The 18,379-nt window shown below is 62.1% G+C and carries 20 protein-coding genes; 13 read left to right on the forward strand and 7 right to left on the reverse strand.

The annotated features are described in order from the left end of the window. Positions 1–412: 412 nt before the first annotated feature. Positions 413–583 carry a hypothetical protein gene (locus K8374_RS04030; RefSeq protein WP_224458018.1) on the forward strand — a complete coding sequence of 57 codons (171 nt, stop codon included), beginning with the start codon at positions 413–415 and terminating at the stop codon, positions 581–583. 221 nt (positions 584–804) lie between these two features. On the opposite strand, the gene K8374_RS04035 is transcribed toward K8374_RS04030, so the two are convergent. Next, positions 805–1,284, reverse strand: coding sequence for an Lrp/AsnC family transcriptional regulator (locus K8374_RS04035; protein ID WP_224458019.1), 480 nt, complete (start codon positions 1,282–1,284; stop codon positions 805–807). Positions 1,285–1,411: 127 nt separating this feature from the next. Between K8374_RS04035 and K8374_RS04040 the strand changes: the two genes are divergently transcribed. Both K8374_RS04040 and mdeB read left to right on the forward strand, forming a co-directional pair. After that, the gene (locus tag K8374_RS04040; RefSeq protein ID WP_224458020.1) at positions 1,412–2,623 is read left to right on the forward strand and encodes a methionine gamma-lyase; all 1,212 of its coding nucleotides are present in this window, start codon (positions 1,412–1,414) and stop codon (positions 2,621–2,623) included. A 142-nt stretch (positions 2,624–2,765) separates the two neighbouring features. Then, positions 2,766–5,459 (forward strand): alpha-ketoglutarate dehydrogenase, encoded by a 2,694-nt coding sequence (mdeB, locus tag K8374_RS04045; RefSeq protein WP_411969596.1) that lies wholly within the window; start codon positions 2,766–2,768, stop codon positions 5,457–5,459. Positions 5,460–5,596: 137 nt separating this feature from the next. Here the strand turns inward: mdeB and K8374_RS04050 are convergent, their stop codons facing one another. After that, the gene (locus K8374_RS04050) at positions 5,597–6,034 is read right to left on the reverse strand and encodes a YhcB family protein (protein ID WP_196144368.1); all 438 of its coding nucleotides are present in this window, start codon (positions 6,032–6,034) and stop codon (positions 5,597–5,599) included. Between the two features lie 135 nt (positions 6,035–6,169). On the opposite strand from K8374_RS04050, the gene K8374_RS04055 reads away from it, so the two are divergent. From K8374_RS04055 to zapE, 3 genes are all read left to right on the forward strand, one after another. After that, positions 6,170–6,805, forward strand: a complete 636-nt coding sequence (locus K8374_RS04055) for an alpha/beta hydrolase (protein ID WP_224458021.1) — start codon at positions 6,170–6,172, stop codon at positions 6,803–6,805. A gap of 25 nt (positions 6,806–6,830) precedes the next feature. Then, positions 6,831–8,180, forward strand: coding sequence for a tryptophan--tRNA ligase (locus tag K8374_RS04060; RefSeq protein WP_224458022.1), 1,350 nt, complete (start codon positions 6,831–6,833; stop codon positions 8,178–8,180). Between the two features lie 84 nt (positions 8,181–8,264). Next, positions 8,265–9,359: a cell division protein ZapE gene (zapE, locus tag K8374_RS04065; RefSeq protein ID WP_196156782.1), complete on the forward strand. Its 1,095-nt coding sequence runs from the start codon at positions 8,265–8,267 to the stop codon at positions 9,357–9,359. 95 nt (positions 9,360–9,454) lie between these two features. On the opposite strand, the gene K8374_RS04070 is transcribed toward zapE, so the two are convergent. Next, entirely contained in the window at positions 9,455–10,351 is an 897-nt protein-coding gene (locus K8374_RS04070; protein WP_224459267.1) for a GlxA family transcriptional regulator, read from the reverse strand. Positions 10,352–10,649: 298 nt separating this feature from the next. After that, the gene (locus tag K8374_RS04075) at positions 10,650–11,690 is read right to left on the reverse strand and encodes an NADP(H)-dependent aldo-keto reductase (protein WP_224458023.1); all 1,041 of its coding nucleotides are present in this window, start codon (positions 11,688–11,690) and stop codon (positions 10,650–10,652) included. Between the two features lie 257 nt (positions 11,691–11,947). Between K8374_RS04075 and rplM the strand changes: the two genes are divergently transcribed. From rplM to K8374_RS04110, 7 genes are all read left to right on the forward strand, one after another. Beyond that, a complete protein-coding gene (gene rplM / locus K8374_RS04080; RefSeq protein ID WP_043207468.1) occupies positions 11,948–12,376 on the forward strand; it encodes a 50S ribosomal protein L13 in 429 nt (142 codons plus the stop codon). Positions 12,377–12,390: 14 nt separating this feature from the next. Beyond that, positions 12,391–12,783: a 30S ribosomal protein S9 gene (gene rpsI, locus K8374_RS04085; RefSeq protein WP_054893989.1), complete on the forward strand. Its 393-nt coding sequence runs from the start codon at positions 12,391–12,393 to the stop codon at positions 12,781–12,783. Between the two features lie 267 nt (positions 12,784–13,050). Further along, the gene (gene petA / locus K8374_RS04090) at positions 13,051–13,644 is read left to right on the forward strand and encodes a ubiquinol-cytochrome c reductase iron-sulfur subunit (RefSeq protein WP_084857248.1); all 594 of its coding nucleotides are present in this window, start codon (positions 13,051–13,053) and stop codon (positions 13,642–13,644) included. After that, entirely contained in the window at positions 13,644–14,855 is a 1,212-nt protein-coding gene (locus K8374_RS04095; protein WP_084857251.1) for a cytochrome b, read from the forward strand. The genes petA and K8374_RS04095 overlap by 1 nt, the downstream gene beginning before the upstream one ends. After that, entirely contained in the window at positions 14,855–15,637 is a 783-nt protein-coding gene (locus tag K8374_RS04100; RefSeq protein WP_084857253.1) for a cytochrome c1, read from the forward strand. Before K8374_RS04095 ends, K8374_RS04100 begins: the two co-directional genes overlap by 1 nt. Positions 15,638–15,759: 122 nt before the next feature. After that, positions 15,760–16,383, forward strand: coding sequence for a glutathione S-transferase N-terminal domain-containing protein (locus tag K8374_RS04105; protein WP_224458024.1), 624 nt, complete (start codon positions 15,760–15,762; stop codon positions 16,381–16,383). A gap of 10 nt (positions 16,384–16,393) precedes the next feature. Continuing rightward, on the forward strand, positions 16,394–16,813 hold the full coding sequence (locus K8374_RS04110) for a ClpXP protease specificity-enhancing factor (protein WP_084857257.1): 420 nt from the start codon (positions 16,394–16,396) through the stop codon (positions 16,811–16,813). A gap of 52 nt (positions 16,814–16,865) precedes the next feature. Here K8374_RS04110 and K8374_RS04115 read toward each other — a convergent pair whose 3' ends face one another. The 3 genes from K8374_RS04115 to K8374_RS04125 all read right to left on the reverse strand — a co-directional run bounded on the left by K8374_RS04115 (position 16,866) and on the right by K8374_RS04125 (position 18,379). Then, positions 16,866–17,084: a YgdI/YgdR family lipoprotein gene (locus K8374_RS04115; protein WP_084857259.1), complete on the reverse strand. Its 219-nt coding sequence runs from the start codon at positions 17,082–17,084 to the stop codon at positions 16,866–16,868. A gap of 126 nt (positions 17,085–17,210) precedes the next feature. Continuing rightward, entirely contained in the window at positions 17,211–17,789 is a 579-nt protein-coding gene (locus tag K8374_RS04120) for a BON domain-containing protein (RefSeq protein WP_224458025.1), read from the reverse strand. Further along, positions 17,786–18,379, reverse strand: coding sequence for a phosphoheptose isomerase (locus tag K8374_RS04125; protein WP_043207486.1), 594 nt, complete (start codon positions 18,377–18,379; stop codon positions 17,786–17,788). Before K8374_RS04125 ends, K8374_RS04120 begins: the two co-directional genes overlap by 4 nt.

Below are 18,379 nucleotides of genomic sequence, written 5' to 3' on the forward strand. Positions count from 1 at the left end.
GATGATGAGGGCGGGCAGTCCTGGCGCAAGCCGTAAGTCGGGTTGATGGCGGGCAATGATCATGTTGTTCCGCTGATGCAGAGCACCCCGCCAAGGGCTGCTATGCGGCCCATCGACAGGATCACGCAAACCCTCAAGGTGAGCGAGCTCCTTGTTGGAGCGGGCTTGTCCCGCGATGGGTCGCGTAGCGGCCCCAACTGCTTGAATGAGCGCCCTTGAGCCATGGCGGGTGTTTTTTCTTATGGACTGAATTTCAGCCACCTTTCTGCTTTCCTGGCCGTGTTACCCGCTTCAAGCTGTAGGATCTTTTATCCATCGAAAATGCTCTTGATAATCCATCTGCCGCTCGCAGCCTTGCTTGTAAGGGTCCATATCGCACTGGAAATGGATCTCTTGCTTGTCTGGAAGAATCATGGGCATTTCGCCGCTGCATCCACATAGCAAGAACATGGCCATCACTGCTAATTGCCTCATGGGGAGTCCGTCTATTTTTTTTTTGGGCTGGCCGTTTGTGCTCGATAAATTATTGTCGATTAATGGCGCTGAGGTGTGGTTGTTTCGTGCGGGAAAAATCCTTTTGTGATGTAGGATGTTTTTCCAATGGTTAGGTTGGAAGTTGCAGACGAGAGGCAACCCTACCGTTCGACGTTTCATCATGAGCGAGTGCATGAGCACTGCAGCACCCCGGGACGCTTATATGACCCATTTCGGGGACGAATAGCGTCCGCCAGCCATAGGAACCTGCGGCCTGGGCCTCCAAGCTACAAGGTATTATAAAGTAGCTTGGCGGTCGTTATCAGTGATTCAAATATGGGTTTCCGACACCGGTATTACGCGTTTTTCTTTTACCGCCTTGTAGGAAAAACTCGAATAAATTTCCTTCACCCCCGGCAACCGCTGCAACACTTCCCGGGTGAACTCCCCAAACGACTCCAGATCCCGCGCCAATATCTCCAGCAGGAAGTCATACCGCCCGGAAATGTTGTGACAAGACACGATCTCCGGGATCTCCAGCAAACGCTTTTCGAATGCCAGGGCCATTTCCTTGGTATGCGAATCCATCATGATGCTGACGAACGCCGTGACGCCGAAGCCCAGCGACTTGGGCGAAAGAATGGCCTGGTAGCCGGTGATATAGCCGTTGTCCTCGAGCAACTTGACACGCCGCCAGCAGGGCGAGGTAGTCAGGGAAACCTGATCGGCCAGTTCGGCGACGGTGAGGCGGGCGTTGTCTTGCAGGGCCGCGAGCAGGGCGCGGTCGGTGCGGTCCAGGGTCGAAGGCATGTCTTGCCCTCCCATTGTCGTGATTGTTGTTTTTATTCCAAAAAATCTGTGGGTGCGTGGGCGATTTTGGAAAAATACCCGCTGCCTGGTGGCATAAGCTTATAACAAACCACCAGAGGCTGTTGCCATGCGCGACTGCGATAACAAGACCGGTTTTTCCACGCGGGCCATCCACCATGGCTATGACCCGCTGTCCCACGGCGGCGCCTTGGTACCGCCGGTGTACCAGACCGCGACCTATGCCTTCCCGACCGTCGAGTACGGTGCCGCCTGTTTCGCCGGGGAGGAGAGCGGGCATTTCTACAGTCGCATCTCCAACCCGACCCTGGCCCTGCTCGAGCAGCGTATGGCGTCGCTGGAAGGCGGCGAGGCGGGCTTGGCGCTGGCGTCGGGGATGGGCGCCATCACCTCGACGCTATGGACGTTGTTACGCCCGGGCGACGAGCTGATTGTCGGGCGCACCCTGTATGGCTGCACCTTCGCCTACCTGCACCACGGCATCGGTGAGTTCGGCGTGAAGATCCGCCACGTAGACCTCAACGACGAAAGCGCCCTGAAGGCGGCCATCACGGCGAAAACCCGGATGATCTATTTCGAAAGCCCGGCCAACCCCAACATGCAGTTGGTCGATATCGCAGCCGTGGCCGACGCGGTGCGCGGGCATGACATCCACATCGTGGTCGACAACACCTATTGCACGCCCTACCTGCAACGCCCGCTGGAACTCGGCGCCGACCTGGTGGTGCATTCGGCCACCAAGTACCTGAGCGGCCATGGCGATATCACCGCTGGCCTGGTGGTGGGGCGCAAGGCGCTGATCGACCGGATCCGCCTGGAAGGCCTCAAGGACATGACCGGTGCGGTGCTCTCGCCCCACGATGCCTCGCTGCTGATGCGCGGCATGAAGACCCTGACGCTGCGCATGGAGCGCCATTGCAGCAATGCCCAGCAATTGGCCGAGTACCTGGCGCGCCAGCCCCAGGTGGAACTGATCCACTATCCAGGCTTGCCCAGCTTCCCTCAGCATGCGCTGGCCCAGCGACAGATGCGCCTGCCCGGCGGGATGATCGCCTTCGAGCTCAAGGGCGGCATCGAGGCGGGGCGGCGGTTCATGAATGCGCTGCAACTGTTCAGCCGCGCCGTGAGCCTGGGCGACGCCGAATCGTTGGCCCAGCACCCGGCGAGCATGACCCACTCCAGCTATACGCCGCAGGAGCGCGCCCACCATGGCATTTCCGAAGGCCTGGTGCGCTTGTCGGTGGGCCTGGAGGACATCGAAGACCTGATCGCCGATATCGCCCAGGCATTGAAGGCCTGTGCTTTCTCGGGGCAACGCTGAACGCTGTGGGAGCGGGCTTGCCCCGCGATTGGGCCGGTCTTGCCATCGCGGTTGCCTGGCAAGCGCTTCGCGGGACAAGCCCGCTCCTACAGGGACCGCGAAATCAGACAGTGATGCGTTTGTTCTGCGAAGGGGACACCCGATGGTGGCAATGATCAACCCGAACGAGCCATCCTCGGCTCAAGATGTCGATCTGGACAGCGACCCGGCCGAAACGGCTGAATGGTGCGATGCACTCGAGTCTACCCTGGCCCATTGCGGCCCGGCGCGGGCGCGCTACCTGTTGCAGCGCCTGCAGAACTATGCCCTGGAACTGGGTTTGGTGCGCGATGGCCAGCCGTTTTCCGCCTACCGCAACACCTTGCCGGTGGAGCAGCAGGGTGCCTACCCTGGTGACCTGGAGCTGGACGAACGCATCACCGGCATCCTGCGCTGGAACGCCCTGGCCATGGTGGTGCGGGCCAACCACGCCTACGGCGACCTGGGCGGGCATATCGCCAGCTACGCCTCGGCGGCGGAGATCTTCGAGGTCGGCTTCCAGCATTTCTTCCGGGGCGAGGGGGGAGGTGAGCAGCGTACCGGCGACCTGGTGTTCTTCCAGCCCCATTCGGCACCGGGTATCTATGCGCGTGCCTTCCTCGAAGGGCGGCTGAGCGAGGCGCAACTGGCCAACTATCGCCAGGAGGTCGCCGGCAACGGCCTGTGCTCCTATCCGCACCCCTGGCTGATGCCTGATTTCTGGCAATTTCCCACCGGCTCCATGGGCATCGGCCCGCTCAATGCGATCTACCAGGCGCGCTTCATGCGCTACCTGCAGCATCGCGGCCTGGCCGACACGGGCTCGCGGCATGTCTGGGGCGTGTTCGGCGACGGCGAAATGGACGAGCCGGAATCCATCGCTGGCCTGACCCTGGCGGCGCGGGAAGGGTTGGACAACCTGACCTTCATCGTCAACTGCAACCTGCAGCGGCTGGATGGCCCGGTACGCGGCAACGGTCAGATCATCCAGGAACTCGAGGCACTGTTCAGTGGTGCCGGCTGGAACGTGATCAAGGTGCTCTGGGGTTCCGAGTGGGACCCGCTGTTCGCCCGCGACCATGAGCACGTGCTGCTGCGCCAGCTGGCAGCGACGCCGGATGGGCAGTTCCAGACCCTCGGCGCCAAGGACGGCACCTACAATCTCGAGCACTTCTTCAACCAGCACCCGGCCCTGCAGCGGCTGGTGGCGCACATGAGCGCCGAGCAGATCAACGCTCTGAAGCGCGGTGGCCACGATTTTCGCAAGCTGCACGCGGCCTATGCCGCGGCCAAGGCCTGCAAGGGCCGGCCAACGGTGATCCTGGCCAAGACCAAGAAGGGCTACGGCATGAGCAGTGCCGGCGAATCAAGGATGACCGCGCACCAGGCCAAGAAGCTGGATGTCCAGGCGCTGCTGGCGTTTCGGGATCGCTTCCACCTGCCGTTGTCGGACGAGGCGGTGGCGCAATTGCGCTTCTATCGCCCGGCCGATGACAGCCCGGAAATGCTGTACCTGCGCCAGCGTCGAGCGGCGCTCGGTGGGCCGTTGCCGGTGCGGCGCAGCGACTGTCGCCGCTTGCCCTTGCCTGACCTGGAAACCTTCGGCGGTTTCGCCCTGCATGCCCAAGGCAAGGACATGTCCACCACCATGGCGGCGGTGCGCTTACTCGGGCATTGGCTCAAGTCGCCGGAGCTGGGGCCTAGGGTGGTTCCGATCGTCGCGGACGAGGCCCGCACCTTCGGCATGGCCAGCCTGTTCCGGCAGATCGGCATCTATTCCTCGTGCGGGCAACGCTACGAGCCGGAGGATGCAGGCTCGCTGCTGGCCTACCGGGAAGCCAGGGACGGCCAGTTGCTGGAGGAAGGCATCACCGAGGCTGGGGCTATTTCCTCGTGGGTAGCCGCGGCAACGTCCTATGCGGTACATGGCGAGCCGATGCTGCCGGTGTACATCTACTACTCGATGTTCGGCTTCCAGCGGGTCGGCGACCTGATCTGGGCGGCTGCGGACCAGCGTGCCCGCGGCCTGCTGCTGGGCGCCACGGCCGGGCGTACCACCTTGGGTGGCGAAGGGCTGCAGCACCAAGACGGTTCGAGCCTGGTGATGGCCGCGCTGGTTCCCAATTGCCGAGCCTGGGACCCCTGCTTTGCCGGTGAGCTGGCGGTGATCTTCGACCATGCCGCCCGGCGCATGCTGGTGGAGCAGCAGGACGAGTTTCACTACGTGGCGGTGATGAACGAAAACTACCCACAGCCTTCGTTACCCGAGAGCAAGCATGCGGATGTGCTGCGCGGCATGTACCTGTTCGCCAGCCAGCGCTTGCTGCAGTCGCGTGGCACGGTGCGGCTGCTGGGCTCGGGTGCGATCCTGCGTGAGGTTGTCGCCGCCAGTGAGCTGTTGGCCACCGAGTGGCAGGTCGACAGCGAGGTGTTCAGTGTCACCAGCTTCAGCGAGCTGGCTCGCGAGGCGCGGGATGCGCAGCGCACGGCGGTACGCGGACAGGGCGCTGGGCAAAGCCATGTAGGCCGTTGTCTGGCCGGTGATGCGCCCGTGGTCGCGGCCAGCGACTATGCGCGGGCCTGGCCGCAGTTGATCGCCGAGTACGTGCAGGCACCCTACATGACCCTGGGCACCGATGGTTTCGGGCGCAGCGACACGCGCCAGCAACTGAGGCGGTTCTTCGAGGTGGACAGGTTCAGTGTGGTGATGGCGGCGTTGTATAGCCTGGTCAGACAAGGGCGGTTGGGTGAGGGGGTGCTGGAGCAGGCGAGGGCGCGGTATGGCGTGGGCGAGGACATGGCGCCTTGGTATTGCTGAGGCGAGGACTGCGTCCTCTATCGCGGCGCAAGGCGGGGAGCGTCGCCGTGTTTGGAGCGGCCTTGTGCCGCGAAAGGAGGGCGCAGCCCTCCCGGCGGTGTCAATGAAAAAGGCCTCTTGCGAGGCCTTTTCGATGTTCAGCGCTTGAGCCCGTAGCTCTCGTCGAGCATGCCCGGCGAGTTCGGGGTCTTGGGCGCGTAGTCGCGAGGCACCTCGGCGGTGTCCTTCGGCGGGGTCAGGCGGTCACGTGGGCCCTGCGCGGCTTCGGAGTGCAGCGCGGCCAGCAGGCGCTGGCGGGTCAGATCATCCAGGGCCAGGCGGTTGGCGCCGTCGGCCAGGTGATCCTGCACGTCCTGGTAGCTCTGGGTCAGTTTCTTGACCAGGGCTGCAGTGCTGTTGAAGTGGGTGACCACTTCATTCTGGTAATTGTCGAAACGCTGCTGGATATCATCCAGCTGACGCTGGGTATTGCTGGGCGCTGCGTTGGGCAGCAGGCGGGCCACGACGAAGCCGACCACCACGCCGACGACGAGGGCCAGGGTCGGCAACAACCAAACAAGGAGCGAGAGTTCCACGAGTCCTTCCTCTATAAACGGCTTTGCTTTACGTTAACGGCTCAGACCTGCGCTGTATACCGCGAGCGATCGCAAATCAGAACAGAATTCTTCAGCTAGACGAGTCGACCCTTCCCGAGGTCACGGAGTTGTGCCTTGCTTATCCGCGAAACCCCCTTGTTCATCGATGGCCCCTGCGGCCAGCTGGAAGCCTTGTACCTGGATGTGGCCGATGCCCGCGGTGCGGTGCTGATCTGCCACCCGAACCCGGTGCAGGGCGGTACCATGCTCAACAAGGTGGTCTCGACCCTGCAGCGCACCGCCCGCGATGCCGGCTACATCACCTTGCGCTTCAACTACCGTGGCGTGGGCCAGAGTGCAGGCAGCCATGACATGGGCGCCGGCGAGGTCGCCGATGCCGAGGCCGCCGCCGCCTGGTTACGGGCCAAGCATCCTGGCTTGCCGCTGGTGCTGATGGGCTTCTCGTTCGGTGGTTTCGTCGCCGCCAGCCTGGCCGGTCGCCTGGAAGCCGATGCTGTCGAGCTGCAGCATCTGTTCATGATTGCCCCGGCCGTGATGCGCCTGAGCGAGCAGTTCCCGCTGCCCCAGCGTTGCCCGCTGACCGTGGTACAGCCGGAAACCGACGAAGTCGTCGACCCACAGCTGGTATACGACTGGTCCGACAAGCTGCCGCGCCCCCATGAGCTGCTGAAAGTGGCAGAATGCGGACACTTCTTCCATGGCAAGCTGACCGATCTGAAGGATCTGGTGCTGCCGCGTCTTTCGAACTGAGCCAAGCCTGATCAAGCGATAACCCATGACTACGCGCATCCTCACCGGTATCACCACCACCGGCACCCCGCACCTGGGCAACTACGCCGGCGCCATCCGCCCGGCGATCCTCGCCAGCCAGCAGCCCGGTGCCGACTCGTTCTACTTCCTGGCCGACTACCACGCCCTGATCAAGTGCGACGACCCGCTGCGTATCCAGCGCTCGCGTCTGGAAATCGCCGCCACCTGGCTGGCCGGCGGCCTGGACCCGGACAAGGTCACCTTCTACCGCCAGTCCGATATTCCCGAGATCCCCGAACTGACCTGGCTCCTGACCTGCGTGGCCGCCAAGGGCCTGCTCAACCGTGCCCATGCCTACAAGGCCTCGGTGGACAAGAACGTCGAGGCCGGCGAAGACCCGGACGCCGGCGTGACCATGGGCCTGTTCAGCTATCCGGTGCTGATGGCCGCCGACATCCTGATGTTCAACGCCCACAAGGTGCCGGTCGGCCGCGACCAGATCCAGCACGTGGAGATGGCCCGCGACATCGGCCAGCGCTTCAACCACCTGTTCGGCCAAGGCAAGGACTTCTTCGCCCTGCCGGAGGCTGTGATCGAGGAAAGCGTGGCCACCCTGCCGGGCCTGGATGGCCGCAAGATGTCCAAGAGCTACGACAACACCATCCCGCTGTTCACCAGCGCCAAGGACATGAAGGATGCCATCTCGCGCATCGTCACCGATTCCCGAGCCCCGGGCGAGCCGAAGGATCCGGACAACGCTCACCTGTTCACCCTGTTCCAGGCCTTCTCCACCCCGGCGCAATCGGCCGAGTTCCGTGAAGAACTGCTCCAGGGCCTGGGTTGGGGCGAGGCCAAGCAGCGCCTGTTCCAATTGCTCGACGGCCAGCTGGCCGGGCCTCGCGAGCAGTACCACCAGCTGATCGCCCGGCCTTCGGACCTGGAAGACATTCTCCTGGCTGGTGCCGCCAAGGCCCGCAAGATCGCCACGCCGTTCCTCGAGCAGCTGCGCGAAGCCGTTGGCCTGCGTTCGTTCCGCACCGCCGTGCAGGTGTCCACCGAAGTGAAGAAGAAGGCTGCCAAGAGCGCCCGCTTCGTCAGCTTCCGTGATGAAGACGGCAGCTTCCGCTTCCGCCTGCTGGCTGCTGATGGCGAGCAATTGCTGCTTTCGCGCAGCTTCGCCGATGGCAAGAGCGCCGGCGCCGTGAGCAAGCAGCTGCAGCAGGGCGGTGACGCCGATGTGCGCATCGAAGGCCTGGGTTTCTCGCTCTGGCTGAACGGCGAGCAGGTTGCCGACGGGCCGCAGTTCGACAGCGTCGAGGCCCGTGATTCGGCCATCCAGAGCCTGCACGAGGCCCTGGCGCCGCAGCAGGGCTGAGGCAATTCGCCGCAACGCCAATTGCCATTATGCGGGCCTGTCGCTACAGTGACGGCCCGTTTTTTGTTGCCTCGCTAACGAATCATGACGCCCCTCGAACGATATCAAGCAGATCTGAAACGTCCCGACTTCTTCCATGACGCGGCGCAGGAAACTGCGGTGCGTCACCTGCAGCGCCTGTACGACGACCTGCTGGCGGCGCAGAACAACAAGCCGGGCGTGTTCGGCAAGCTGTTCGGCAGGAAGGAACAGGCGCCGGTCAAGGGCCTGTACTTCTGGGGTGGGGTAGGGCGAGGCAAGACCTACCTGGTCGACACCTTCTTCGAGGCGTTGCCCTTCAAGCAGAAGATGCGTACGCACTTCCACCGCTTCATGAAGCGTGTGCACGAAGAGATGAAGACCCTCAAGGGTGAGAAGAACCCGCTGACCATCATCGCCAAGCGCTTCTCCGAGGAAGCCAAGGTGATTTGCTTCGACGAGTTCTTCGTTTCCGACATCACCGATGCCATGATCCTCGGCACCTTGATGGAAGAGCTGTTCAAGAACGGCGTGACCCTGGTGGCGACGTCCAATATCGTCCCCGACGGCCTGTACAAGGACGGCCTGCAACGCGCGCGCTTCCTGCCGGCCATCGCCCTGATCAAGCAGAACACCGAAGTGGTCAACGTCGACAGCGGCGTCGACTATCGCCTGCGCCACCTGGAGCAGGCCGAGCTGTATCACTACCCGCTCGACGATGCTGCCCACGAGAGCCTGCGCCAGAGCTTCCGGGCGTTGACACCCGAGTGCACCCAGGCGGTCGAGAATGACGTGCTGGTGATCGAAAACCGCGAGATCCAGGCCATCCGCACCTGCGACGACGTTGCCTGGTTCGACTTCCGCGCCCTGTGCGACGGCCCGCGCAGCCAGAACGACTACATCGAACTGGGCAAGATCTTCCACGCCGTGCTGCTGAGCAATGTCGAGCAGATGGGCGTGACCACCGACGACATCGCCCGCCGTTTCATCAACATGGTCGACGAATTCTACGACCGGAACGTGAAGCTGATCATCTCGGCAGAGGTAGAGCTCAAGGACCTGTACACTGGCGGGCGTCTGAGCTTCGAGTTCCAGCGCACCTTGAGCCGCCTGCTGGAGATGCAGTCCCACGAGTTCCTGGCGCGAGCGCACAAGCCTTGACCCAATGAATAAGGGGCCGCTCCTACAGGAGATCACGTACCTTCTGTAGGAGCGGCCTTGTGCCGCGAAAGGGCTGCAAAGCAGCCCCCAGGGTGTCAGGCTTCCTGCATGAATTGCTGCCGATACTGGTTCGGCGACAGTTCGGTGTGCTGGCGGAACAACCGCGCAAAGAAGCTGGCATCGTCATAGCCCACTTCGTAGCTGATGGTCTTGATGCTCTTGCGGGTGCTGGAGAGCAAGCCCTTGGCCGTCTCGATGCGCAGGCGCTGCAGGTAGTGCAGGGGCTTGTCACCGGTGGCGCTCTGGAAGCGGCGCATGAAGTTGCGAATGCTCATGCCGTGGTTGCGCGCCACGTCCTCGAACCGGAACTTGTCGGCGAAGTGCTCCTCCAGCCAGTGCTGGATCTGCAGGATGATCAGGTCCTGGTGCAGCTTCTGCCCGCCGAAACCCATGCGCCCTGGGGTATAGCTGCGCTGGACCTCGTAGAGAATGTCCCGGGCCACGGCGCGGGCGACGTTGGCGCCGCAGAAACGCTCGATCAGGTAGATGTACAGATCGCACGCCGAGGTGGAGCCGCCTGCGCAGTAAAGGTTGTCGGCATCGGTCAGGTGCTTGTCCTGGTTCAGGCGCACGTTCGGGAAGCGCTCGGCGAAGCTGTTGAAGAAGCGCCAGTAGGTGGTCGCCTCCTTGCCGTCGAGCAGGCCGGCCTCGGCGAGCCAGAACACGCCACTGGCCTCGCCACACAGCACGGCGCCGCGGGCGTGCTGTTCGCGCAACCACGGCAGGACCTGCGGGTAGCGTTGCTGCAGGGTGTCGAAGTCTTCCCAGAACGCCGGGAGAATGATCACGTCGGCATCACCCAGGCCGCCATCGACCGGCACCTGCACATTGCTGAAGCTGTCTACGGGTTTGCCGTCCGGGCTCACCAGGCAGATGTCGAACATCGGTTGCAGGCCCAGGCCCAATTGCTTGCTGTAGCGCAGGCTGGCCAGGTGGAAGAAATCCTTGGCCTGCATGAGGGTCGAGGCGAACACCTTGTCGATGGCCAGGATGCTGACGCGCCGCAGCGACGCGGAGGGTTGGGTGAACATCATTGTCATTGTTCTTATAGGGTAGAGTGGTCAATCACCGGCTGGATCGTCTTATTTTTTGGCGATTATGTCTACCCTGGCATACCGCGCGGGTTCCTTGATGGGTGTACCCGCTTCCACAAGTGCTCGACAGGCCAGAAAGGCAGTGAGGCCCAGTGGGAGCGGGTTTACCCGCGAACAGGGCGGCTCGGGGCTGCGCTCAAGGCGCCGGGTTGGGCTGCTCCTGATGGATCGCCTCGATGGCCGCGAGCAGTTCGTCGCTCAGGGTCAGGGCCAGGCTGTCCAGGTCGCTCTGCAGTTGCTCGACGCTGGTGGCGCCGAGGATATTGCTGGTCACGAACGGTTGGCGGGTCACGAACGCCAGGGCCATCTGCGCCGGGTCCAGGCCATGGGCCCGGGCCAGTTGTACGTAGCGGCTGCAGGCTGCCACGGTCTGCGGGTTGGAGTAGCGGGCGAAGCGGCTGAACAGGGTCAGGCGCGCACGCTCTGGCCGGGCACCGTCTTCGTACTTGCCCGAGAGCATGCCGAACGCCAGAGGCGAATACGCCAACAGCCCGCACTGTTCACGGATCGCCACTTCCGCAAGGCCCACCTCGAAGCTGCGGTTGAGCAGGTTGTAGGGGTTCTGGATCGACACTGCCCGCGGCCACCCGCGGGCTTCGGCCAGGTGCAGGAACTTCATCGTGCCCCAGGGCGTTTCATTGGACAGGCCGATGTGGCGTATCTTGCCTGCGCGCACCTGTTCGTCGAGCACTTCCAAGGTTTCTTCCAGCGGCGTGAAATGGTCGTGCGGCAAGTGCTGGTAGCCCAGCTTGCCGAAGAAGTTGGTGCTGCGCTCGGGCCAGTGCAGCTGGTACAGGTCGATGCGGTCGGTGTGCAGGCGGCGCAGGCTCTCGTCCAGGGCGGCGACGATGTGCTGGCGGTTGTGCTTGAGCTGGCCATCGCGGATATGGCTGATGCCGTTGCCGGGGCCGGCCACCTTGCTGGCCAGGACCCAATCGTCGCGATCGCCATGGCGGCGGAACCAGTTGCCGATGATGCGCTCGGTGGCAGCGTAGGTTTCCGGGCGCGGGGGCACCGGGTACATTTCGGCGGTATCGATGAAGTTGACCCCACTGGCCTTGGCCAGGGCGATCTGGGCGAAGGCTTCGGCCTCGTCGTTCTGCTCGCCCCAGGTCATGGTCCCCAGGCACAGGGCGCTGACGTTGAGGTCGGTACGGCCGAGCTGGCGGTATTCCATCAGGCATCGTCTCCTTGCAAATGAAGCCATCAAATCAGGTTGAAATTTTTTGCGCAATCTGGATAATTCTGCCCCTCTCCGTGTGGCGGAAGTGATGCACCACCATGCAGGAGGAACCCTTGTCGAACATTGGACGCGCCGACCCGAGCCCCCAATAGCGTCCGTGTGCGGCTGCGCGCTTGCCCTTGGCAAGCTGTGCACTATCCAGTAAGATTCGCCGTCTATTTTTCGCTGGGCGGCCTCTGAGGCTTTAGAGAATGAAAACTTTTACTGCTAAACCGGAAACAGTAAAGCGCGACTGGTACGTAGTTGACGCCGCTGGTCAGACCCTGGGTCGTCTGGCTACCGAAATCGCTCGTCGCCTGCGTGGCAAGCACAAGCCAGAATACACCCCTCACGTTGACACCGGCGACTACATCGTCGTCATCAACGCCGAGCAGGTACGTGTCACTGGTGCCAAGACTTCGGACAAGATGTACTACTCCCACTCCGGTTTCCCAGGCGGCATCAAGGAAATCAGCTTCGAGAAGCTGATCGACAAAGCCCCTGAGCGTGTTATCGAAACTGCGGTCAAAGGCATGCTGCCGAAGAACCCGCTGGGTCGCGACATGTACCGCAAGCTGAAAGTGTACGCGGGTGCTGCTCACCCTCACACTGCTCAGCAGCCTCAAGAACTGAAGATCTAACGGGATAGTTCATTATGTCGGCGACTCAAAATTACGGCACTGGCCGTCGCAAGACCGCAACCGCTCGCGTTTTCCTGCGTCCGGGTACTGGTAACATCTCCATCAACAACCGTCCTCTGGACACCTTCTTCGGCCGCGAAACCGCTCGCATGGTTGTTCGCCAGCCGCTGGAGCTGACCGAGACCGTCGAGAAGTTCGACATCTACGTCACCGTCGCCGGTGGTGGTGTCAGCGGTCAGGCCGGTGCGATCCGTCACGGTATCACCCGCGCGCTGATGGAATACGACGAAACCCTGCGTGGCGCTCTGCGTCGTGCTGGCTACGTCACCCGCGACGCTCGTGAAGTCGAGCGTAAGAAAGTGGGTCTGCGTAAAGCGCGTAAGCGTCCTCAGTACTCCAAGCGTTAATACCGCTTCGGCAGTCGAAAAAAAGCCCGGTTCCATATTTGGAACCGGGCTTTTTTTATGTCTTGAACTAACCTGTCAGCATGTCAGTGACAACTTGCCGCATAGACACAGATCAAGCAAAGCGAGGGTTGCAGCCCGACCGGGGGGTAATCACCTTGTCAGTGTGTGGACTTGTTCCTTACCATTGCGGCCAATTTTTAGTGCCACAGACATTACTAAGTAGATGCCTGATCCAACAGGCCAAAGCAGCTGATGGGAGAGGACTGAATGAGCAATGACGGCGTCAACGCAGGCCGGCGCCGCTTCCTCGTAGCCGCCACATCCGTGGTAGGCGCAGCGGGGGCAGTGGGGGCTGCGGTACCGTTCGTGGGGTCATGGTTCCCCAGTGCCAAGGCGAAAGCCGCAGGTGCACCGGTGAAGGTCAATATCGCCAAGGTCGAGCCGGGTCAGCAAATGGTGGCTGAGTGGCGGGGGCAACCTGTTTTCATTGTGCGACGAACCGAGGAGATCCTCGGCAACCTGAAGAAGATCACCGGGGATTTGTCCGACCCCGAGTCCAAGTCGTCGGTGCAGCCGACCTATGTCGATCCGCAGAACCGCGCCATCAAACCCGAGATTCTCGTTCTGGTCGGCCTGTGTACCCACCTGGGCTGCTCGCCCACGTTCCGTCCTGAAGTCGCACCCGCCGACCTGGGGCCGAAATGGGTGGGGGGCTACTTCTGCCCTTGCCATGGTTCGCACTACGACCTGGCTGGTCGCGTCTACAAGGCGCAGCCGGCACCTCTCAACCTGCCAGTGCCTCCGCACTCGTACGAGTCGGATGACATCATCGTCATCGGCGTCGATCAGGAGAACGCATGATGAGCAAGTTCATGGACTGGATTGATGCTCGCTTCCCCGCTACCAAGATGTGGGAAGACCACCTGAGCAAGTATTACGCGCCCAAGAACTTCAACTTCTTCTACTTCTTCGGCTCCCTGGCCTTGTTGGTGCTGGTCAACCAGATCGTCACTGGCGTCTGGCTGACCATGAGTTTCACGCCGTCGGCCGAAGAGGCGTTCGCCTCGGTCGAATACATCATGCGCGACGTGGAGTACGGCTGGATCCTGCGCTACCTGCATTCCACCGGCGCTTCGGCGTTCTTCATCGTGGTGTACCTGCACATGTTCCGCGGGCTGCTCTATGGCTCGTACCAGAAGCCGCGCGAGCTGGTCTGGCTGTTCGGCATGCTGATCTACCTGGCGCTGATGGCCGAGGCGTTCATGGGCTACCTGCTGCCTTGGGGGCAGATGTCCTACTGGGGCGCGCAGGTGATCATCTCGCTGTTCGGTGCCATTCCGGTGATCGGCGACGACCTGACCCAATGGATCCGCGGTGACTACCTGATCTCGGGCATCACCCTGAACCGCTTCTTCGCCCTGCACGTGATCGCCTTGCCGATCGTCATACTGGGCCTGGTGGTGTTGCACATCCTGGCACTGCATGAGGTGGGTTCCAACAACCCCGATGGCGTCGACATCAAGAAGAACAAGGACGAGAACGGCGTGCCGCTCGATGGCATTCCTTTCCACCCGTACTACACCGTGAAGGATATCGTCGGGGTGGTGGTGTTCCTGTTCGTGTTCTGCGCCGTGGTGTTCTTCTTCCCTGAAATGGGTGGCTACTTCCTGGAGAAACCGAACTTCGAGCAGGCGAACGCGTTCAAGACCCCCGAGCACATCGCGCCGGTATGGTACTTCACGCCATTCTACGCGATCCTGCGCGCCGTTCCTGACAAGCTGTTCGGCGTCATCGCCATGGGCGCCGCCATTGCCGTACTGTTCGTGTTGCCCTGGTTAGACCGCAGCCCCGTGCGCTCCATGCGCTACAAGGGCTGGCTGAGCAAGATCTTCCTGCTCGTGTTCTGCGTGGCCTTCATGATCCTGGGTGTGCTGGGCGTACTGGCGCCGACGCCGGGTCGGACCTTGCTGTCGCAGGTCTGCACCGTGCTGTATTTCGCCTACTTCCTCCTGATGCCGTTCTACACCAGGCTCGAGAAGACCAAACCGGTTCCGGAAAGGGTGACTGGCTGATGAAAAAGCTAATAGCAGTATTGTTCCTGGCAGTGATGCCCGCCTTGTCCTTCGCCGCCAGCGAGCACGGCCCGGTGCTGGACAAGGTCGATATCGACCTCACCGACAAGGCCGCCATGCAGGACGGCGCGCGTACCTTCGCCAACTATTGCATGGGGTGCCACAGCGCCAAGTTCCAGCGTTACGAGCGGGTCGCCGACGACCTGGACATCCCGCACGAGCTGATGCTCGAGAAGCTGGTGTTCACCGGGGCGAAGATCGGCGACCACATGAAGATCGGCATGCAGCCCGACGATGCCAAGACCTGGTTCGGTGCGGCGCCGCCGGACCTCACCTTGGTCGCCCGCGTGCGCGGCACCGACTGGCTGTACACCTACCTGCGCAGCTTCTATGAGGACAAGTCGCGTCCTTATGGGGTGAACAACAAGGTGTTCCCGAACGTCGGCATGCCTAACGTGCTGGTGGGCTTGCAAGGCAACCAGGTGATCGGCTGCAAGCAAGTGCAGACTGTGGTCGACGGCAAGAAGCAATTCGACCCGCTGACCGGCAGCCCATTGACCCATGAAGCTTGTGACCAGCTGACCATCGAGCCGAATTCCGGTACCCTGACGACCGAGCAGTTCGACGAGAAGGTCAAGAACCTGGTGACCTTCCTGGCCTATTCGGCCAACCCGGTCAAACTGGAAAGCCAGCGCATCGGTACCTATGTGTTGCTGTACCTGGCTTTCTTCTTCGTATTCGCCTACTTGCTCAAGCGCGAATACTGGAAGGACGTGCACTGATCACGCAGTAGTTTCTGGTAGTTGAACGCGCCCTGGGGCGCCCCTTCGCGATTGCGTCGGGGTCCTCCAGGGCGCGTTTGCATTTGGAGTTTCACAAGCATCCCCATGCGAGGAGGCGCTACATGGGCGCAACCAACAGGTTAGCCTGCTATTCCGACCCCGCTGATCACTATTCTCACCGGGTACGCCTTGTTCTCGCCGAGAAGGGCGTCAATGTACAGATTGTCGACGTCGACCCCGGTCGTCTGCCGCCCAAGCTGGTCGAAGTGAACCCTTACAGCAGTGTGCCGACGCTGGTCGATCGTGACCTGGCGCTCTACGAGTCCAGCGTGGTGATGGAGTACCTCGAGGAACGTTACCCGCACCCGCCCTTGATGCCGGTCTACCCGGTGGCCCGGGGCAACAGCCGCTTGCTGATGCATCGCATCCAGCGCGACTGGTGCGTACTGGCGGACACCATCCTCGACCCGCGCAGCACGGATGCGGCGCGTGCCGAGGCGCGCAAGGCCCTGCGCGAAAGCCTGACTGGTGTGTCGCCGTTGTTCGGCGAGTTCTCCTGCTTCATGAGCGAGGAGCAAAGCCTGGTCGATTGTTGTCTATTACCCATATTGTGGCGGTTGCCAGTCATGGGTATCGAATTGCCGCGGCAGGCCAAGCCGCTATTGGATTACATGGAGCGGCAGTTTGCCCGCGAGCCTTTCCAGGCGAGCCTGTCCGCTGCAGAACGTGAAATGCGCAAGCTTTAAGGAGCCGTTGATGAACTCCAGTCGCCCCTATCTGGTTCGAGCGCTGTATGAGTGGATCGTCGACAACGATTGCACCCCCCATATGCTGGTCAACGCCGAATATCCGGCTGTCCAGGTTCCCCAGGGATTCGCCAGTGACGGCCAGATTGTCCTGAACATCTCCCCCAACGCCGTGCGCAGCCTGCACATGGATAACGACGCCGTGAGCTTCGAAGGCCGCTTCAGTGGTGTGGCCCATTCGCTGTTCGTGCCGGTGGGCGCGATCCTGGGTATCTATGCCCGGGAGAACGGCCAGGGCATGGTGTTCGAGCTGGAGCCGCCATTGATGGGCGGCGACGACCTGGACGATGAAAGCGTCGAGCCGGATGACGATGGCCCGCCCGAGCCACCGCGCCCGAGCGGCCGGCCCAGCCTCAAGGTGGTCAAGTAAACAAAAAAGGCGATCCGGATGGATCGCCTTTTTTGTGTCGCGGAACCTGTGATTACAGGTCCTTGATGCTGCGCACCTGGTCCTTGTTGACGCGGGTGCGTTTGCCGTCCAGTTGCTCGAACTCATAGAAGCCCGAATCGGCGTCGTATTCCGGGGCGTCGGTGGTCTGGAATTCGCGGCCGTCGTTGAGGGTGATCTGGCTCGGGGTGGAGCAACCGGCCAGGGCGGCGAAGGCGCCGATTGCAAGGACGGACAGCAGGGACTTCTTCATGGGTACTTCCTGGGTTTTGGTTGAACGCTGTTGTTGCCGGTCATGGCTCATCGCCGGCAAGCCGGCTCCCGCAGTAACGCAGCGCATGACGGGCGGGAGCCGGCTTGCCGGCGATGCAGTTGGGTATCAATCGATGTATTCGAACAGCTTGACGATCTTCTGCACGCCCGACACACCCTGGACCACATTGGTGGCGGCGTTGGCTTCCTGTTGGGTCACCAGACCCAGCAGGTAGACGATGCCGTTCTCGGTGATCACCTTGATGCGCGTGCTTGGTACGTTGGCATCGCCGAGCATCTGTGCCTTGATCTTGGTGGTCAGCCAGGCGTCATTGTTGCGCGCCAGGATCGAGGAGGGCTGCATGACCTGCAGTTCGTTGTGCACCTTCTTGACCCGCTGTACCTGGCCTGCGGTTTGTTCGGCCAAGCTCTTGAGGTCGGCGCGCGGGGTCTGGCCGGCCAGCAGGACGATGCCGTTGTAACTGCTGACGACGATGTGCGAGCCCTTGTCGAGATCGGCGTGGGCCTTGGCGATGTTCACCGAGACCTTGGTTTCGATCAGCGAGTCGTCGATCTTGCTGCCGATGGTGCGGGTGCCGCGATCATCCTCGATGGGCGAGTTGCGGGCCGAGGTCAGTACCGAGCTGCAGCCGGAGATGCTCAGGCACAGGGTCAGGGCCATCAGGCCAAGGCGCTTGGGGATCATTCTTCACTCCCGAACAGTTGGCTGTCGATCAGGTCGCACAGGCAGTGGATCGCCAGCAGGTGGACTTCCTGGATTCGCGCGGTGACGTTCGACGGCACGCGGATCTCCACATCTTCAGGCAGCAACAGCGAGGCCATGCCGCCGCCGTCACGCCCAGTCAGTGCCACGACGATCATTTCACGGTCGTGCGCGGCCTGAATCGCTTGTATCACGTTGGCGGAATTGCCGCTGGTAGAGATCGCCAGCAGCACGTCACCCGGTTGCCCCAGGGCGCGGATCTGCTTGGAGAAGACTTCGTTGTAGCTGTAGTCGTTGGCGATCGAGGTCAGGGTCGAGCTGTCGGTGGTCAGGGCAATGGCCGGCAGGCTCGGGCGCTCGCGCTCGAAGCGGTTGAGCAGCTCCGAGGAAAAGTGCTGCGCGTCGCCGGCCGAGCCGCCGTTGCCGCAGGCAAGCATCTTGCCCTCATTGAGCAGCGCATTGACCATGACCAGGCTGGCCTGCTCGATGTGGGGTGCCAGGATGTCCATCGCCTGTTGCTTGGTATCGATGCTGGCCTGGAACAGCCGGCGAATTCGGGATTGCATGTCCAT

This window comes from Pseudomonas sp. p1(2021b), from assembly GCF_020151015.1.
GTDB classification, from domain to species: Bacteria; Pseudomonadota; Gammaproteobacteria; order Pseudomonadales; family Pseudomonadaceae; genus Aquipseudomonas; species Aquipseudomonas putida_K.

Bases quoted from the DNA above. Each gene is read 5' to 3' on its own strand.
- zapE (WP_196156782.1), top strand. From the start codon at position 8,265: ATGACGCCCCTCGAACGATATCAAGCAGATCTGAAACGTCCCGACTTC.
- K8374_RS04100 (WP_084857253.1), top strand. From the start codon at position 14,855: ATGAAAAAGCTAATAGCAGTATTGTTCCTGGCAGTGATGCCCGCCTTG.
- rplM (WP_043207468.1), top strand. From the start codon at position 11,948: ATGAAAACTTTTACTGCTAAACCGGAAACAGTAAAGCGCGACTGGTAC.
- K8374_RS04060 (WP_224458022.1), top strand. From the start codon at position 6,831: ATGACTACGCGCATCCTCACCGGTATCACCACCACCGGCACCCCGCAC.
- K8374_RS04095 (WP_084857251.1), top strand. From the start codon at position 13,644: ATGAGCAAGTTCATGGACTGGATTGATGCTCGCTTCCCCGCTACCAAG.
- K8374_RS04075 (WP_224458023.1), bottom strand. From the start codon at position 11,690: ATGGAATACCGCCAGCTCGGCCGTACCGACCTCAACGTCAGCGCCCTG.
- K8374_RS04125 (WP_043207486.1), bottom strand. From the start codon at position 18,379: ATGGACATGCAATCCCGAATTCGCCGGCTGTTCCAGGCCAGCATCGAT.
- K8374_RS04030 (WP_224458018.1), top strand. From the start codon at position 413: ATGGGCATTTCGCCGCTGCATCCACATAGCAAGAACATGGCCATCACT.
- rpsI (WP_054893989.1), top strand. From the start codon at position 12,391: ATGTCGGCGACTCAAAATTACGGCACTGGCCGTCGCAAGACCGCAACC.
- K8374_RS04120 (WP_224458025.1), bottom strand. From the start codon at position 17,789: ATGATCCCCAAGCGCCTTGGCCTGATGGCCCTGACCCTGTGCCTGAGC.
- mdeB (WP_411969596.1), top strand. From the start codon at position 2,766: ATGGTGGCAATGATCAACCCGAACGAGCCATCCTCGGCTCAAGATGTC.
- K8374_RS04110 (WP_084857257.1), top strand. From the start codon at position 16,394: ATGAACTCCAGTCGCCCCTATCTGGTTCGAGCGCTGTATGAGTGGATC.
- K8374_RS04040 (WP_224458020.1), top strand. From the start codon at position 1,412: ATGCGCGACTGCGATAACAAGACCGGTTTTTCCACGCGGGCCATCCAC.
- K8374_RS04115 (WP_084857259.1), bottom strand. From the start codon at position 17,084: ATGAAGAAGTCCCTGCTGTCCGTCCTTGCAATCGGCGCCTTCGCCGCC.
- K8374_RS04035 (WP_224458019.1), bottom strand. From the start codon at position 1,284: ATGCCTTCGACCCTGGACCGCACCGACCGCGCCCTGCTCGCGGCCCTG.
- K8374_RS04105 (WP_224458024.1), top strand. From the start codon at position 15,760: ATGGGCGCAACCAACAGGTTAGCCTGCTATTCCGACCCCGCTGATCAC.
- petA (WP_084857248.1), top strand. From the start codon at position 13,051: ATGAGCAATGACGGCGTCAACGCAGGCCGGCGCCGCTTCCTCGTAGCC.